This is a genomic window from Streptomyces sp. NPDC002994 (assembly GCF_040611155.1).
Lineage (GTDB): Bacteria > Actinomycetota > Actinomycetes > Streptomycetales > Streptomycetaceae > Streptomyces.
The window spans coordinates 46,663-62,445 of record NZ_JBEXNQ010000035.1; the positions used below are offsets into that span (position 1 = coordinate 46,663).

At 70.0% G+C, this 15,783-nt stretch carries 11 protein-coding genes; 9 read left to right on the forward strand and 2 right to left on the reverse strand.

Going from position 1 to position 15,783, the window contains the following annotated elements; translation table 11 throughout:
- Positions 1 to 140 precede the first annotated feature (140 nt).
- Positions 141 to 1,586 (reverse strand): cytosine permease, encoded by a 1,446-nt coding sequence (locus ABZX79_RS33295; RefSeq protein ID WP_355266236.1) that lies wholly within the window; start codon positions 1,584 to 1,586, stop codon positions 141 to 143.
- A gap of 140 nt (positions 1,587 to 1,726) precedes the next feature.
- Here ABZX79_RS33295 and ureA point away from each other — a divergent pair, with 140 nt between their 5' ends.
- The 6 genes from ureA to ABZX79_RS33325 all read left to right on the forward strand — a co-directional run bounded on the left by ureA (position 1,727) and on the right by ABZX79_RS33325 (position 9,244).
- On the forward strand, positions 1,727 to 2,431 hold the full coding sequence (gene ureA / locus ABZX79_RS33300) for an urease subunit gamma (protein ID WP_355266239.1): 705 nt from the start codon (positions 1,727 to 1,729) through the stop codon (positions 2,429 to 2,431).
- Positions 2,428 to 4,149, forward strand: coding sequence for an urease subunit alpha (locus ABZX79_RS33305; protein ID WP_355266242.1), 1,722 nt, complete (start codon positions 2,428 to 2,430; stop codon positions 4,147 to 4,149). The genes ureA and ABZX79_RS33305 overlap by 4 nt, the downstream gene beginning before the upstream one ends.
- Before the next feature lie 18 nt (positions 4,150 to 4,167).
- On the forward strand, positions 4,168 to 5,199 hold the full coding sequence (locus ABZX79_RS33310; RefSeq protein ID WP_355266245.1) for an agmatine deiminase family protein: 1,032 nt from the start codon (positions 4,168 to 4,170) through the stop codon (positions 5,197 to 5,199).
- A 34-nt stretch (positions 5,200 to 5,233) separates the two neighbouring features.
- A complete protein-coding gene (locus ABZX79_RS33315; RefSeq protein ID WP_355266248.1) occupies positions 5,234 to 5,869 on the forward strand; it encodes a TetR/AcrR family transcriptional regulator in 636 nt (211 codons plus the stop codon).
- Positions 5,870 to 6,213: 344 nt separating this feature from the next.
- A complete protein-coding gene (gene cimA, locus ABZX79_RS33320; RefSeq protein ID WP_355266251.1) occupies positions 6,214 to 7,815 on the forward strand; it encodes a citramalate synthase in 1,602 nt (533 codons plus the stop codon).
- A gap of 106 nt (positions 7,816 to 7,921) precedes the next feature.
- Positions 7,922 to 9,244, forward strand: a complete 1,323-nt coding sequence (locus ABZX79_RS33325; protein ID WP_355266254.1) for a hypothetical protein — start codon at positions 7,922 to 7,924, stop codon at positions 9,242 to 9,244.
- A 34-nt stretch (positions 9,245 to 9,278) separates the two neighbouring features.
- On the opposite strand, the gene ABZX79_RS33330 is transcribed toward ABZX79_RS33325, so the two are convergent.
- Positions 9,279 to 9,899: a YceI family protein gene (locus tag ABZX79_RS33330; protein WP_355266257.1), complete on the reverse strand. Its 621-nt coding sequence runs from the start codon at positions 9,897 to 9,899 to the stop codon at positions 9,279 to 9,281.
- 117 nt (positions 9,900 to 10,016) lie between these two features.
- On the opposite strand from ABZX79_RS33330, the gene ABZX79_RS33335 reads away from it, so the two are divergent.
- The 3 genes from ABZX79_RS33335 (at position 10,017) to ABZX79_RS33345 (ending at position 15,534) form a co-directional block, all read left to right on the forward strand.
- A complete protein-coding gene (locus ABZX79_RS33335) occupies positions 10,017 to 10,484 on the forward strand; it encodes a cupin domain-containing protein (protein WP_355266260.1) in 468 nt (155 codons plus the stop codon).
- Between the two features lie 132 nt (positions 10,485 to 10,616).
- Positions 10,617 to 14,492, forward strand: a complete 3,876-nt coding sequence (locus ABZX79_RS33340; RefSeq protein ID WP_355266263.1) for an endo-alpha-N-acetylgalactosaminidase family protein — start codon at positions 10,617 to 10,619, stop codon at positions 14,490 to 14,492.
- Positions 14,493 to 14,694: 202 nt separating this feature from the next.
- Complete coding sequence (locus ABZX79_RS33345) at positions 14,695 to 15,534, forward strand: GAF and ANTAR domain-containing protein (protein WP_355266266.1); 840 nt, start codon at positions 14,695 to 14,697, stop codon at positions 15,532 to 15,534.
- Positions 15,535 to 15,783 lie beyond the last annotated feature (249 nt).

Sequence of the window (15,783 nt, forward strand, 5' to 3'; positions counted from 1 at the left end):
GGCGTAGTGGAGTTGATTGTTCCGGTCGGCCGGCCCTTACCGGCAACCCGCTGCCGTTGTGCCCGTGCGTCTCCTGGCCGTCACTCCGCTGTGCGCCGCCGGGGGGTCGGCCCCGGCGGCGCCAGCGCGCCCGCCAGAGGCTACGCCGGAGCAGGAGTCTCGCTTTCGACCTCCACCAGGGGTTCCGCCTCCGTGGTGTGTACCGCCGTCCCGACCTTCGCCGTCAGTGCGGCGTACGCGATACCGCCCACCAGGCCCGAGAGGATGAAGCTGCAGTCCACGCCGCCGGTGAGGGCCAGCAGCGGGCCTTCGTACACCGTCGTGGAGACCGCCGCGAGGCCGACCGCCGCGCCCAGCGCCCAAGACACCGTGGCCTGGATGTTCCAGCCCGACCGGTACCAGTAGACGCCGCCCTTGGCGCGGCGGTTGAAGACCTGGAGGGCGTCCGCGTCGTACTGGCCGCCGCAGCGCACGTACCCGATGAGGGAGATGACCGCCCACGGGGTGCCTATCGCGGTCAGGAGCAGGACGAACGACGTCATCGCGGACTGCACCGACCAGGCGAAGGAGCCTACGAACACGAACGCGGTCGCGACGGCGGCCGCGATCACGGTGGCCCGGGTGCGCGTCGCCTTCGGCAGGATCGCGTCCAGGTCGAGGCCCATCGAGTACAGCATCAGGCCGGCGTTGCCGACGGACCCGGCGGAGGCCGCCAGGAGCAGCGGCACCAGGAACCAGAAGGGTGCGGCCTCGACGAGCGGTCCCGCGTAGTCGAGGCCGGCGCGGGCCGCGAGAGCCGTGTACGTACCGAACAGCTGCGGGATCAGCAGGCCCAGGAGCAGGCCCAGACAGGTGGCCCAGAAAACCTTGCGCGAGCTGTGGCGGCGCGGCGAGATGTAGCGCGTGTAGTCGCCGAGAAGCGTGATGAAGGCGACCGGGCCGCTCAGGCCCGCGGCGACGGCCGCGAGCAGCCAGGTGGGCCAGAAGGAGCCCAGGAGGTAGGGGGTGTCCGGCGGGGCGGCGGTGGTGAAGTCGCCGGCGTACGCGTAGACGCCGGCCAGCAGCAGGACGATCATGCCGATGGACAGCACCTTGCTCAGGCTGAGGAGCAGCTTGTAGCCGTAGACCGCCGCTACGACCGTGGCCCCCGCCAGCACGGTGTACATCAGGGCGCGGGACGCCCCGCCGTCCGGCAGCCCGGTCAGCCGGGACAGCGTCCCGACCATCACGTCACCGCCGATCCACAGCGTGAGCGCCGTATAACCGAGGGACAGGAGCAGGCCCACGACCGAACCGACGAGCCGGCCGCGTACGCCGAACTGGGCGCCGCTGGAGGTGGAGAGGTTGGTGGCCGTACGGAGTGAGATGAGCGCGAGCGGGGCCGTCACCGCGATGCCGGCCAGGGTGCCGACGATGATCGACGTCAGCGAAGGCCACAGGCCGAGGCCGAAGGACGGCGGCAGCCACCCGAAGACGATGACGCCGAGGCACAGATTCGAGCCGAGAAGGAGGGAGACGAGGTCACGCGGCCCACTGGTGCGTTCCTCGTCGGGGATGGTGTCGACTCCGCGCTGTTCAATCGGCATGGCTGGGTCCTCCCGGTCTGCCGGACGACAAAGTTTTGAGTGCTGTTCAATGTGACTTGCCTCAAGGTGGCGCGTCAATGTTTCCGGCGTGTGAATCTCGTGGTTAGAGTGAAGTTCTAAACTTTTGGAGGTGTGGCGGCGTGCGACTGACCCCGACGGAACGCGACCGGCTGCTGCTGTTCGGAGCTGCCGAGCTGGCGCGTGCGCGCCGGGCGCGCGGGCTGCGGCTCAACGTGCCGGAGGCGACCGCGCTCATCGCGGACACGGTCTGCGAGGCGGCCCGCGACGGGCGGCGGCTCGCGGAGGCGATCGAGGCGGCACGCTCCGTGCTCGGCCCCGACGACGTGCTGCCGGGCGTGGCCGATGTGGTGACCGAGGTGCATGTGGAGGCCGTCTTCGACGACGGTTCCCGGCTCGCCGTGGTCAGCGATCCGATCGGCGGCGGCCTGGGCGAGCACGCCCCGGGCGCGCTGCTGCCGGGGCCGGAGCACTCCGAGGCGGAGCCCGTGGTGTGGCTGCGGGTCACCAACACCGCGAGCGTGCCGGTCTCCGTCACCTCGCACTTCCACTTCTTCGAGGCCAACCCGCGGCTCGACTTCGACCGCACCCGGGCCTACGGCATGCGGCTCGCCGTCCCCGCCGGATCGTCCGTGCGCTTCGGACCGGGCGAGAGCGAGGAGGTCGGGCTGGTGCCGATCGGCGGTGACCGGATCGCGATCGGCTTCGCCGGACTGGTCGACGGGCCGCTGGACGCGCCGGGCGCCCGCGAAGACGCCTTGCGCCGCGCCGCCGCCTGCGGCTACCTCGGCGTACCGGAAACGACTGAGCAGGAGGTCGAGCGATGAGCCGCCCCGGAGGACACCCCGCCGAAGCGCGCCGCCTCACCCCGTACGAGTACGCCGCCACCCACGGCCCCCGCGCCGGGGACCGCGTCCGGCTCGGCGATTCCGGGCTGACCGTGCGCGTCGAGTCGGACGCGCAGAAGCCGGGCGAGGAGTTCCTGGCCGGCTTCGGCAAGACGGCCCGCGACGGGATGCACCTCAAGGCCGCCGCCGTGCGCGAGACCTGTGACGTGGTGATCAGCAATGTGCTGGTCATCGACGTGGCGCAGGGCATCCGCAAGGTGTCGATCGGCATCAAGGAAGGCCGCATCCACGCCATCGGGCGGGCCGGCAACCCGGACACCCTCGACGGCGTGGACGTCGTCGTCGGCACCGGTACGTCGATCGTCTCCGGCGAGGGCCTGATCGCGACGGCGGGGTCGGTGGACACCCACGTCCACCTGCTCTCGCCGCGCATCATGGAGGCCTCGCTGGCCTCCGGCGTGACGACGATCATCGGCCAGGAGTTCGGCCCGGTCTGGGGAGTCGGCGTGAACTCGCCGTGGGCCCTGCGCCACGCCTTCGGCGCCTTCGACGCCTGGCCGGTCAACATCGGCTTCCTCGCGCGCGGCTCGTCCTCCGACGCCGCCCCGCTCGTCGAGGCGCTCGCCGAGGGCGGAGCCTCTGGCTTCAAGGTGCACGAGGACATGGGCGCGCACACCCGCGCCCTGGACACCGCGCTGCGCGTCGCCGAGGAGCACGACGTACAGGTCGCCCTGCACAGCGACGGCCTGAACGAGTGCCTGTCGGTCGAGGACACCCTGTCCGTCCTCGAAGGCCGTACGATCCACGCCTTCCACATCGAGGGCTGCGGCGGCGGGCACGTCCCGAACGTGCTGAAGATGGCGGGCGTACGCAACGTCATCGGCTCCTCCACCAACCCCACCCTTCCCTTCGGGCGGGACGCGGTCGCCGAGCACTACGGGATGATCGTCTCCGTACACGACCTGAAGACCGACCTGCCCGGCGACGCCGCCATGGCACGCGACCGGATCCGTGCCGGGACGATGGGCGCCGAGGACGTGCTGCACGACCTGGGCGCGATCGGCATCACGTCGTCCGACGCGCAGGGGATGGGGCGCGCGGGCGAGACCGTGCGCCGTACGTTCCAGATGGCCGGGAAGATGAAGGCCGAGCTCGGCCCGATGGAGGGCGACGGCCCGGACGACGACAACGCCCGCGTCCTGCGCTACATGGCCAAGCTGACCATCAACCCCGCCATCGCCCACGGTCTCGCCCACGAGATCGGGTCGATCGAGGTCGGCAAGATGGCCGACATCGTGCTGTGGCGGCCGCAGTACTTCGGCGCGAAGCCGCAGATGGTGCTGAAGTCGGGCTTCCCGGCGTACGGCGTCACGGGCGACCCGAACGCGGCGACCGACACCTGCGAGCCGCTGGTCCTCGGGCCGCTGTTCGGTGCGTACGGCGCTACTCCCGCCGACATCTCGGTGGCCTTCGTCGCGCAGGCCGCCCTCGACCAGGGCAACGACCTGATGCCCACGCGCCGGCGCCGCGTCGCCGTGCGCGGCACGCGCGGCATCGGCCCCGCCGACCTGCGCCTGAACTCCCGTATCGGACAGGTGGGGGTGGACGGACACAGCGGACTCGTCACGCTCGACGGCGACCCGCTCCGCTCGGAACCCGCTGACTCCGTCTCCCTGAACCGCCTCTACTTCCTCTGATCCCAGTAAGGACCCCCCATGGCTTTCCGTATGCCCGCCGAGTGGGCCCCGCACGAGCGCACCTGGATGGCGTGGCCCAGCCCCAACGTCACCTTCTCCGACCCCGAGGAGCTCGCCGCCTCCCGCGAGGCATGGGCGAGCGTCGCCCGCGCCGTGCGCGCCTACGAGCCGGTGACCGTGGTCTGCGGACCCGGTCAGTCGGCCGGCGCCCGCGAGCTGCTCGGCCCGGACATCGAGCTCGTCGAGCGTGAGCTGGACGACGCCTGGATGCGCGACATCGGCCCGACCTTCGTCAAGGACGACGAGACCGGCGAACTGGCCGCCGTGGACTGGGTGTTCAACGGCTGGGGCGCCCAGGACTGGGCGACCTGGGAGCACGACTCGAAGATCGCCGGCATGATCGCCGATATCGCGGGCGTAGCCACGCTCTCCTCCCCGCTCGTGAACGAGGGCGGCGGCATCCACGTCGACGGCGAGGGCACGGTCCTGCTCACCGAGACCGTCCAGCTCGGCCCCGAGCGCAACCCCCAGTGGACGCGCGAGCAGGTCGAGGCGGAGATCCACGCCAAGCTCGGCACGACGAAGGCGATCTGGCTGCCGCGTGGCCTGACCACCGACTACCCGCCGCACGGCTTCGGCACCCTCGGCCACGTCGACATCGTCGCCGCGTTCGCGGCGCCCGGTGTCGTCCTTGTCCACACGCAGCCGGACCCGTCGCACCCCGACCACGAGCCGTGCAAGGCGAACGTCGAGCTGCTGCGGTCCCAGACGGACGCCAAGGGCCGCCCGCTCAAGGTCATCGAGGTGCCCGCCCCAACGAAGGTGAAGGTCGACGGCGACTGGGTCGACTACTCGTACATCAACCACTACCTCTGCAACGGCGGCGTGGTCCTGTGCGCCTTCGACGACCCGCGTGACGAGGAGGCGGCCGAGATCTTCCGCGGCCTCTTCCCCGACCGTACGGTCACCCTCGTCGACGCCCGCGAGATCTTCGCCGGCGGCGGCGGAATCCACTGCATCACCCAGCAGCAGCCCGCGACGCACAGCTGATCGGGTAAAACATACGAGTGAACGAGAACGCCTCATGACCGGGTCCGCGTCCGGCGACGCCGGCTCCGCGAAGCCGCCGTCCCGCCGTCGCAACTCCGCCCCGCCCCGCGAGACCGTGCTCGCCGCCGCCATGGCGAGCATCGCGGAACACGGGCTGGAGCGGCTGACCATGGCCGGGCTCGGTCGTGAGGTCGGCATGAGCAGTGGGCACCTGCTCTATTACTTCCGCAGCAAGGACGAACTGCTCCTCCAGACGCTGGAATGGAGCGAGGAGCAGCTCGGCATGGACCGCAGGGCCGCGCTCGCGCGTCAGGTCCCGGTCCGCGAGCGCCTCGACGCGTACGTCGATCTGTACGTGCCGTCGGGGCCCCGCGATCCGCACTGGGCGCTGTGGCTGGAGCTCTGGAACCGTTCGCACGCCGTCGACGAGGAGGCCCGCGCCCGCCTCCTCGACATCGAGCTGTCCTGGCACCGCGACCTGGTGGCCCTGCTCGTCGAGGGCGCTTCGCGCGCCGAACTGCGCACGGTGGTCGACGCCGACCGCTTCGCGACCCGGATACGGGCGCTGCTCGACGGCTTCAGTACGCATGTGGCGATGGGGCTGCCGGGCTCGGAGCGGTCACAGGTGCTGGCGCAGATCGCGGAGTTCCTCGACGAGACGCTCCACTGACCCCACGTCACGGTGCGGGCGGGCGCGGTTGACCGGTCGGTTGACCGGTCCTTGATCACGCCCGCCCGCATGGTGAGACGGGGGTACCACGTGACGCAAGACGTGCCAGACTGCCCTCGTGTTCTCGTTCGCCGTGATTATGGGCAGCAGGCGCGCCGGTCCCCAGTGACCGCTTCCGTATCACCACGTACGGCGCGGCCACCGTGCCCCAGACCCGCGCGCAGACCTCTCGCACCCGCGAGAGGTTTTTTCGTTTCCCGGCCCCATCACGGCCGGGGCGAGGTGCGCGCGATGATGGGGGCAAGTGGAGCCAGTCCTTCCACTCGACAGGAGTCCAGAAAGCCATGACCTCTTCAGGCCCCGACGACAGTTTTCACGTCTTCGACACCACGCTGCGCGACGGTGCCCAGCGCGAAGGCATCAATCTGACGGTCGCCGACAAGCTGACCATCGCCCGGCACCTGGACGACTTCGGCGTGGGCTTCATCGAGGGCGGCTGGCCCGGGGCCAACCCGCGCGACACCGAGTTCTTCGCCCGCGCGAAGGCCGAGATCAACTTCAAGAACGCGCAGCTCGTGGCCTTCGGCGCGACCCGCCGCCCCGGCGCCAGGGCCGAGGACGACCCGCAGGTCGCGGCCCTTCTGGACTCCGGCGCGCCCGTCATCACCCTGGTCGCGAAGTCCCACGACCGCCATGTGGAACTCGCCCTCCGTACGACGCTCGACGAGAACATCGCGATGGTCCGCGACACGGTCTCCTACCTCCGCGCCCAGGGCCGCCGCGTCTTCGTCGACTGCGAGCACTTCTTCGACGGCTACCGCGCCAACCCCGAGTACGCCAAGTCGGTCGTACGGGCCGCCTCGGAGGCCGGCGCCGACGTCGTCATCCTCTGTGACACCAATGGCGGCATGCTCCCCGCCCAGATCCAGGCCGTCGTCGCCACCGTCCTCGCCGACACCGGAGCGCGCCTGGGCATCCACGCGCAGGACGACACGGGCTGCGCGGTCGCGAACACGCTGGCCGCCGTCGACGCCGGCGCCACCCACGTCCAGTGCACGGCCAACGGCTACGGCGAGCGAGTGGGCAACGCCAACCTCTTCCCGGTGGTGGCAGCCCTGGAGCTGAAGTACGGCAAGCAGGTGCTCCCGCCGGGCGCGCTCGCCGAGATGACCCGCATCTCGCACGCCATCGCCGAGGTCGTCAACCTGACGCCCTCCACCCACCAGCCGTACGTCGGCGTCTCCGCCTTCGCGCACAAGGCCGGCCTGCACGCCTCCGCGATCAAGGTCGACCCCGACCTCTACCAGCACATCGACCCGGGCCTGGTCGGCAACCACATCCGGATGCTGGTCTCCGACATGGCGGGCCGCGCCTCGATCGAGCTCAAGGGCAAGGAGCTCGGCGTCGACCTGGGCAACGACCGCGAGCTGGTCGGCCGTGTCGTCGCCCGCGTCAAGGAGCGCGAGCTCCAGGGCTACACGTACGAAGCGGCCGACGCCTCCTTCGAGCTCCTCCTGCGCGAGGAGGCCGAGGGCCACGCGCTCAGTTACTTCCGTACGGAATCGTGGCGCGCCATCACCGAGGACCGCCCCGACGGCAGCCACGCCAACGAGGCCACGGTGAAGCTGTGGGCCAAGGGCGAGCGCATCGTCGCCACGGCGGAGGGCAACGGCCCGGTCAACGCCCTCGACCGCGCCCTGCGCGTAGGCCTGGAGCGGATCTACCCCCAGCTCGCCAAGCTCGAACTGGTCGACTACAAGGTCCGCATCCTGGAGGGCAAGCACGGCACCGAGTCCACGACCCGCGTCCTGATCACCACGGGCGACGGCGAGGGCGACTGGTCCACGGTCGGCGTCGGCGAGAACGTCATCGCGGCGTCCTGGCAGGCCCTGGAGGACGCGTACACCTACGGCCTCCTGAAGGCGGGCGTCGAGCCGGCGGAGTAGGCCGGCTGCCAGGAGATGTAGGCGTGCGGACGGTGCCGCGTCCGCACGCAGGCAGGCAGTCAAACCTATATGTCTTAAAATGCGCCCATTCGGGTAGCTTTTAAGTATGAGGACACGACTGTTCTCCACCCTGTCAGGGCTGCTGCTCTCGATAGCGGCGGCCGTACTCGCTGTGGCTCCCGGCGCCCAGGCGGCCACGGGGCTCGATGCTGCGGCGGACTCGTTGCGTCAGGGACCGGTGTACGTCGATCAGCGTGCCCGGGATCAGCTGCCGCCCCGCGAGGCCGACGCGCTGGAGGAGAAGATCCTCGACGCCGGAAAGCCGGTCTTCGTCGCCGTACTTCCGCAGAGCGCGGAGTTCCGGGAGGACGGCCTGCTGGCTGACTTGCGGACCAAGACCGGGATCACCGGGGTGTACGCCGTCAGGCTCGGCGACGCCTTCAACGCGGGCGCCGACTCCGCCGTGATGTCGCGCCAGGCGGTCGCCAACCTCACCGCGTCCGTCGAGCCGGCGGGCGGCCTCGACGCCGTCACCCAGCTGAACACCTTCGTCGACGACGCACTTGATCAGGCCAGGGGCGGCGCCCCCAACACCTGGGACGGCGCGAGCCAAGGGCCCTCCTCCGTCGTCGGACTGGTCACCTTCGGTCTGGTGCTCGTCGCAGGCGCGGCCGGTGTGTTCCTGGTGGCCAAGCGCAATCGCGGGCGGCGGGCGGCGCAGGAGCGGGCCGCGCTGGAGAAGGTGCGGGTGGTCGTCGACGAGGACATCACCGCGTTCGGCGAGACCCTGGAACGCCTCGACTTCCATCCCGCCGAACCGGGCGCGGACGACGCGATGCGCGCCGACTACGAGCGGGCCCTGGACGCGTACGAGCGGGCCAAGTCCGCCATGGCCAAGGCCACCAAGGCCGACGACGCCCGCGCGGTCACCCAGGCGCTGGAGGACGGCCGCTTCGCGCTGGCCGTGCTCGCCGCGCGCCGCGAAGGCAAACCGCTGCCCGAACGACGCCCGCCCTGCTTCTTCGACCCGCGCCACGGCCCGTCCACGGCCGACGTCGACTGGGCTCCGGCCGGCGGCACCGCACGCAGGGTGCCGGTCTGCGCGGCCGACGCGACCCGGCTGGCGGAGGGCCAGGACCCGATGTCCCGCATGGTCGAGACGGCGGACGGCCGCCGCCCGTACTGGGAGGCGGGACCGGCGTACGCCCCATGGATCGGCGGCTACTACGGCGGCGGCCTCCTGCCCGGCCTGCTGATGGGCACGATGCTCGGCTCGATGCTCCACACCCCCGCGTACGCCGACTCCGGCATGGGCGGTTACGAGGGCGGCGACTTCTCCGGCGGCGACTTCAACGCCGGGGACTTCGGCGGCGGAGGCGACTTCGGCGGTGGCTTCGGTGGCGGAGACTTCGGCGGTGGCGGCTTCTAGGAGTCACGGGCGGGCCCGTGCCGCTGTCGCGTTCTCACACCTGCGGGGCCGCGTTCTTGATCGCGGAGATGTCGAAGGTCAGCTTGACCTTGTCGCTGACCATCACGCCGCCGGTCTCCAGCGCCGCGTTCCAGGTCAGGCCCCAGGCGGAGCGCAGGATCTCCGCGCTGCCCTCGAAGCCGACGCGCTCGTTGCCGTACACGTCCGTCGCGGAGCCGTTGAATTCCAGGTCGATGGCGAGCGGCTTGGTGACGTCCTTGATGGTCAGGTCGCCCTTGATCCGGTAGTTGTCACCACCGAGCTGTTCCGCCGACGTGGAGCGGAAGGTCATGAGCGGGAACTGCTCCGCGTCGAAGAAGTCACCGCTGCGCAGGTGACCGTCGCGGTCGCCGATGCCGGTGTCGATGCTGGCGATCTTGACGTCGATCGCGGCGGCGGAGCCGGACGGGTCGGAGCCGTTCAGGGTGAGCGTGCCCTCGTGGTCGGCGAAGCTGCCCCGGACGTTGGTGACCATGGCGTGGCGGACGGTGAAGCTGATGCTGCTGTGCGCCGGGTCGATGGTGTAGTCGCCGGTCAGGGCGGCCAGGGCGGGGTCCACCGCGAGGGTGGTGGTCGCGGCCGGGGTGGTGGTGTTCTTGCGGTTGAACAGAGCCATGGCTCCTCCTCGGGTGATTTGTTTAACCTTCAACGAGATTCACTGTAAACCCATGTTGTTCAAAATTCAACATCTTGCTCCCGGAGGGCGGTGTGCGCAGTGGTCGAGCGTCGGATATTGGGTCCTGAGGACGGCGAGCTCTACCAGCCGGAGGGGGCGTGCGGGGACCGGTTCCTCATCAACAGTGGCGAATGGGGCGGCCGGTTCGCGCTGGTCGAGCATCGTCTGCCGCCGAAGGTGCTCGCAGCCCCCGTGCACAAGCACACCCGCGAGGACGAGTTCAGTTTCGTCCTCGCGGGATCGGTCGGAGCGAGGTTCGGTGACGAGGAAGTCGTGGCCGGGCCAGGCGACCTCGTATTCAAGCCGCGCAATGAGTGGCACACGTTCTGGAACGCCGGCGAGACACCGGCCCGGCTGCTGGAGATCATCTCTCCGGGAGGCCTGGAAGAGCTGTTCCGATGGCTGGACCGGCTGAGCGAGGAACTGAGCCCGCAGGAGTTGGAGCAGAAGATCGGGCCGTACGGCTGCTTCGCCGACATGGGAGCGACCAGGGCGCTCGTCCAGAAGCACGGGCTGGTCTTTTGAAGGTCGCGGACATATGGCTGGTGACTCCTCGCCCATCCGCACTTGGACTAACGCGCGGCGGTTGTTGGACTACTGGCCGCCCCCGCGCACGACTTCGTTGACGGTGGTCAGAGCTAGGACTACTCAGGCCTCATGTCACGAAGATTCAGAGTTGCTTGCGCTGTCGCAGCCGCATCGTCCGCCGTATTCGCCCTGGCCGGGCCCGCCCTGCCGGCCGCAGCCGCCGCCTCGGCCGCCGACCTCGTCATCGGCTCCGCGCAGCTCTCGGTCGCCGTGGCCAAGGACTTCCCGCGGGTCGTCTCCTACACCGACCTGGCGAGCGGCGCCCGGCTCCTCGGCAGCACAAGGCCGGTCACCGAGATCACGCTCAACGGCAAGGCGTACGCCGTCGAGGTAAAGGGCGGCGAGCCGGTCGCCGGGGCCGACAACGCCGCGTACACCCTCACCTTCCCGGCTCTCGCGGGCGTCGAGATCGACGCGAAGCTGTCCGTCGCCGGACGGGCCACGACGTTCAAGGTGACGGAGGTACGGGACACCGATGCCTTCCGGGTCGGAACGCTCGACATACCCGGGCACGACCTCGTGTCGGTCGGCAGCCGGGAGGGGAGCGGCGTCGCCGAAACCGCGTTCACCCGGCTCGACCCCGACTCCACGAAGACCGCCGACGTATTCGCCAAGGTCACGGACGCGACGGCGGCCGAGGCCGCGCCGGTCGGGGCCGCGTACGCCATCGTCAACACGGGCGAACTCGCCGCGGCCGTCGAGTCGAACTCGTCGTACGACAAACCGAGCGGCCCGACCAACGGCGACGACGCCCGCTTCTGGCACCAGGCGCGGAAGGCCGGCGACGGCAGCGTGCGGGTGGGTGTCTGGTCCGGGCAGTGGACCTACCGGGGCGCGGGTTCCCCGGAGCCCGCGTCCGGTAGCGAACTTCCGTGGGCCAAGGTCGTCGTGACGCCTGACGCGAACGGGGACGCGAAGGTCGACTGGCAGGACGGGGCCGTCGCCTTCCGCGAGATCGGCGTCAGGGCGCCGGGGAGTGATCAGACCCCGGACCGCGTCATCACGCACATCCCCTTCAACTTCGCGAGCCAGGCCACGCACCCCTTCCTCCGTACGCTCGACGACGTCAAGCGGGTGTCCCTGGCGACGGACGGGCTCGGGCAGCTGGCCCTGCTCAAGGGGTACGGGGCCGAGGGACACGACTCGGCGCACCCCGACTACGGCGGCAACTACAACAAGCGCGCCGGCGGCCTCACCGACCTCAACAAGCTGCTCAAGAGCGGAAAGAAGTGGGGCGCTACCTTCGGCGTCCACGTCAACCAGACCGAGGCGTACCCGGAGGCGAACGCCTTCAGCGAGACCCTCGTCAACAAGAACGCCCCCGGCTGGAACTGGCTCAACCAGAGCTACTACATCGATCAGCGCCGCGACATCAACAGCGGTGACATGGCGAGCAGATTCCAGCAGCTGAGGGACGAGACCGACCCCAACCTGAGCCTGCTCTACATCGACGTCTACTACACGCACGGCTGGATCGCCGACAAGACGATGCAGCAGGTGCGGGCGCAGGGCTGGAACGTCGCCACCGAGTGGGCCGACAAGTTCGAGCGGACGTCGCTCTGGTCGCACTGGGCCAATGACCTGAGCTACGGCGGGGCCACGAACAAGGGCCTCAACTCGCAGATCATCCGGTTCATCCGCAACGGCGAGAAGGACGTCTGGAACGCCGATCCGGTCCTCGGCCAGACCGCGCTTGAGGACTTCGAGGGCTGGACCGGCGAGACGGACTGGAACAAGTTCACCGCCAACATCTGGCAGAAGAACCTGCCCGCCAAGTTCCTTCAGCAGGAGGAGATCCGGCGCTGGGACAAGAGCAAGAACGTCATTGAGTTCAGCGGTGGCGTGCGGGGCAGTGTGGAGAACGGCAGGCGGACCTTCACGGTCGGGGACGCGAAGGTCCTGGACGGGGACCGGTATCTGCTGCCGTGGCAGGGCAACAAGCTCTACCACTACAACAAGCGGGGTGGCGCGAGCACTTGGGAGCTGCCGAAGAAGTACCGGAAGGCCGAAGCCTTCACCGTCTACAGGCTCACCGATAACGGGCGGGTCGAGGCGGGTACGGTGCGCCCGGCCGCCGACGGCAGGGTCACGCTCGACGCCACGGCCGGCCAGCCGTACGTCCTCTATCCGCAGGGCCGCACTCCCGAGGCGCGCGGGGTGGCGTGGGGCGAGGGTACGAAGATCCAGGACCCCGGCTTCAACGATGCGGGGCTGGATGGCTGGAAGAGGACGGGCGTCGTTGAGCGCGACACCGACAGCCAGGGGCGCAACAGCGCCCGGCTGAGCGGCACGGGTGCGGCCGCCGTGGAGCAGCGCGTTTCCGGCCTGAAGCCCGGCGCGCGTTACACCGCTTCCGCCTGGCTGGAGGTCGAGCCGGGCAAGGAGCGGCGTACGACACTCTCGGCGGGGGGCCGGGAGACCGTGATCGAGCGGTCCACCGCGAAGGAGCAGACGGCGGCCAACGACTGGCACAGCTCGTACTTCCAGCGCGCCAAGGTCAACTTCACCGCGCCGGCGGACGGCGCCACGGTCTTCCGGGTCGAGGCGGCGGAGGGGAGTGGTGCGGCGAGGGTCCGGATTGACGACGTACGGCTCGTCGCGAACGCGCCCGCCACTCGCCCCGGCATGCTCGTGTACGACGACTTCGAGGCGGTCGACCAGGGGTGGGGACCCTTCTTCAAGGGCAACGCGGGTGGGGTGACGGATCCCCGGACCCATGTCGCGCAGAAGCACGCGCCGTACACCCAGGCCGGCTGGAACGGGAAGCGCGTCGACGACGTGATCGGCGGTTCGGAGTCCCTGAAGTCCCACGATGAGAACACCGGACTCGTCTACCGGACCGGGCCGGGCACGGTCCCGATGAAGGAGGGGCGCAGCTATCGGGTCGAATTCGACTACCAGTCGAGTCACGCCGACGCGTACGAGTGGGTGACGGGTTACGACCGCGTCGGCGCGGACGGCGTACCGGCCTCGGTGGAAACGCGACGTACGGCCATCGGAGCCCGGACGGCCACGGCTCACCTGTCCGAGACCGTCACGGCGGTCTGCGGCGACACGTGGACCGGTCTGCGCAAGAAGGGCGGCGCGCCGGACGGGGCGGACTTCGTCCTCGACGGCTTCACGGTGACCGACCTGGGTCCCGCGCAGGAGAGGGCGGCGTGCGGAACGCTTGCCCTGGCCCCGGCTGGGGAGACCCTGGAGCCTGGTCGGAAGAACGAGGTCAAGGCCACCTTCACCAACTTCGAGTCGACGCCGGCCACGGGTGTTTCGGTGAGCCTGTCCCTGCCGGAGGGCTGGCTGGCCGAGCCCGCGGGCGCGGTCGAGTTCGCCTCGGTCGCCGCGGGGTCGAAGGCGGTGGCGACGTGGCAGGTGACGCCGCCGGTGGACGCGGAGTACCGGGCGTACAGCCTGGGTTCGGAGGCGGTGTACACGGTGGGCGGCGGTGGCGAGACGCGGACGCTGGGGGCGACGGCCTCCGTGCGGACGCTGCCGCCCCCGCCGACTGTCGACACGTACGCCAGTGACCTCGACTGGACGTCGATGGAGAACGGCTGGGGGCCGGCCGAGCGCGACATGTCCAACGGCGAGACAGCGGCGGGCGACGGCAAGCCGCTGACCATCAACGGCACGGTGTTCGGTAAGGGGCTCGGCACCGCGTCGCCGGGGAAGATCCGCTACTACCTGGGCGGGAAGTGCACGTCCTTCACGGCGCAGGTGGGTCAGGACGATTCGCAGGGGACGCGGGGGAGTGTGCAGTTCAGCGTCGCTGCGGACGGGGTGGAGAGGGTGAAGTCGCCGGTGCTGCGGGCGGCGGACGGGGCGTGGGCGTTGACGGCGGATGTGGCTGGAGCGAAGTACGTCGATCTGGTGACGGGGGATGGGGGCGACGGTCCGGGGAACGACCACGCGGACTGGGGGGACGCGCGGTTCCACTGCGCGGGCTGATCCGGCTGGGGGCAAGCTCCAGACCCCAGGGGGGCCCTTCGGGCGTGTCCGGCCCTGGTTTCCGTGTTGCGGAAACCAGGGCCGACCGGGTGTTCTCGCCTGTCGGGACGTGTCAGGACGCCGAGGCCCCCGGTGTCATAAAGTCATCGAGGGCTCCGGCGGGGCGCACGGAGCCGACACGTTTGACGAGAAGGGGGTCAAGATGTCGATACAGGTATCCGCAGCCTCACCCGGTGAGCCGCGTTCGGCGAGTTGCCCGCCGCCGGGCGCGCAAGAGGCGGCGCGGATGGAGGCGGTACGCCGCTACGACATCCTCGACACGCCACCGGACGGTGCCTTCGACCGGGTAGCCGCTCTGGCGGCCCGTTTCTGCGGCGTAGAGATGGCGACCGTGACGATCGTGGACACGGACCGCATCTGGTTCAAGGCCGCTGAGGGGCTCCAGGACGTGAGCGAGATCGGCCGGGACCCCGGCCTCTGCGCCTCGGCCATCCTCCAGGACGAGCCGTACGTACTCCCTGACACCCTCAAAGATCCCCAAGCGGTCGCCAATCCGCTGGTGCGCGGCGAACTCGGTCTGCGGTTCTACGCCGCAGCGCCGATCACCACTGCGGACGGCTACCGCCTCGGCACCGTCAACGTCCTCGACACCCGCCCCCGCCGCGTCACACACCGCGAGACCGACACCCTGCGCGACCTGGCCGCGGTTGTCATGGACGAACTCGAACTGCGGCTGGCGAGCATGCGCACCGTCCAGCTGGAACGGGAACTCCGGCACAGCCAGGAAGCGGAGATGCGCACCGCGATGGAGTCTCACGCCGTCATCGACCAGGCCATGGGCATACTCATGAAGGCTCAGGCCTGCGACGCGACCACCGCCTGGAAGGTACTCAAGCGCCTCTCCCAGAACACCAACACCAAGCTCCGCGACATCGCCCACGCAACCGCCGACCTGGCCACCGGCACCGAGCCCGTCGCCCTGGACAACGCTGTGCGTGAACTGCTGCGCCGCGCGCTCACCCCCCAGCGCCCCCGAGCCTGAGCTTGAGCGCCGTAAAAGCGGCACCGGTAGCTGCTTTCCCAACCCACCGGCGCCTACGTCCCGCAGCGCTGCATTGACGTACCTCCCGGGTGACCCACAAGCCCGGTGCCGAAACGCGCGCTTCCTCCCTCGGCGTAGGCCACCCACTGACGGCAACGGGCAAGCGCTTTCCATCAACCTCGTCCTGAGCATTGAATGCTCACCAACCCCCGTGCTACACCAAGCGGCACCGGTCTAAACCACTCCTCC

Bases quoted from the DNA above. Each gene is read 5' to 3' on its own strand.
- ABZX79_RS33325 (WP_355266254.1), top strand. From the start codon at position 7,922: ATGAGGACACGACTGTTCTCCACCCTGTCAGGGCTGCTGCTCTCGATA.
- ABZX79_RS33315 (WP_355266248.1), top strand. From the start codon at position 5,234: ATGACCGGGTCCGCGTCCGGCGACGCCGGCTCCGCGAAGCCGCCGTCC.
- ABZX79_RS33310 (WP_355266245.1), top strand. From the start codon at position 4,168: ATGGCTTTCCGTATGCCCGCCGAGTGGGCCCCGCACGAGCGCACCTGG.
- ABZX79_RS33295 (WP_355266236.1), bottom strand. From the start codon at position 1,586: ATGCCGATTGAACAGCGCGGAGTCGACACCATCCCCGACGAGGAACGC.
- ABZX79_RS33345 (WP_355266266.1), top strand. From the start codon at position 14,695: ATGTCGATACAGGTATCCGCAGCCTCACCCGGTGAGCCGCGTTCGGCG.
- ABZX79_RS33305 (WP_355266242.1), top strand. From the start codon at position 2,428: ATGAGCCGCCCCGGAGGACACCCCGCCGAAGCGCGCCGCCTCACCCCG.
- ABZX79_RS33330 (WP_355266257.1), bottom strand. From the start codon at position 9,899: ATGGCTCTGTTCAACCGCAAGAACACCACCACCCCGGCCGCGACCACC.
- ABZX79_RS33340 (WP_355266263.1), top strand. From the start codon at position 10,617: ATGTCACGAAGATTCAGAGTTGCTTGCGCTGTCGCAGCCGCATCGTCC.
- cimA (WP_355266251.1), top strand. From the start codon at position 6,214: ATGACCTCTTCAGGCCCCGACGACAGTTTTCACGTCTTCGACACCACG.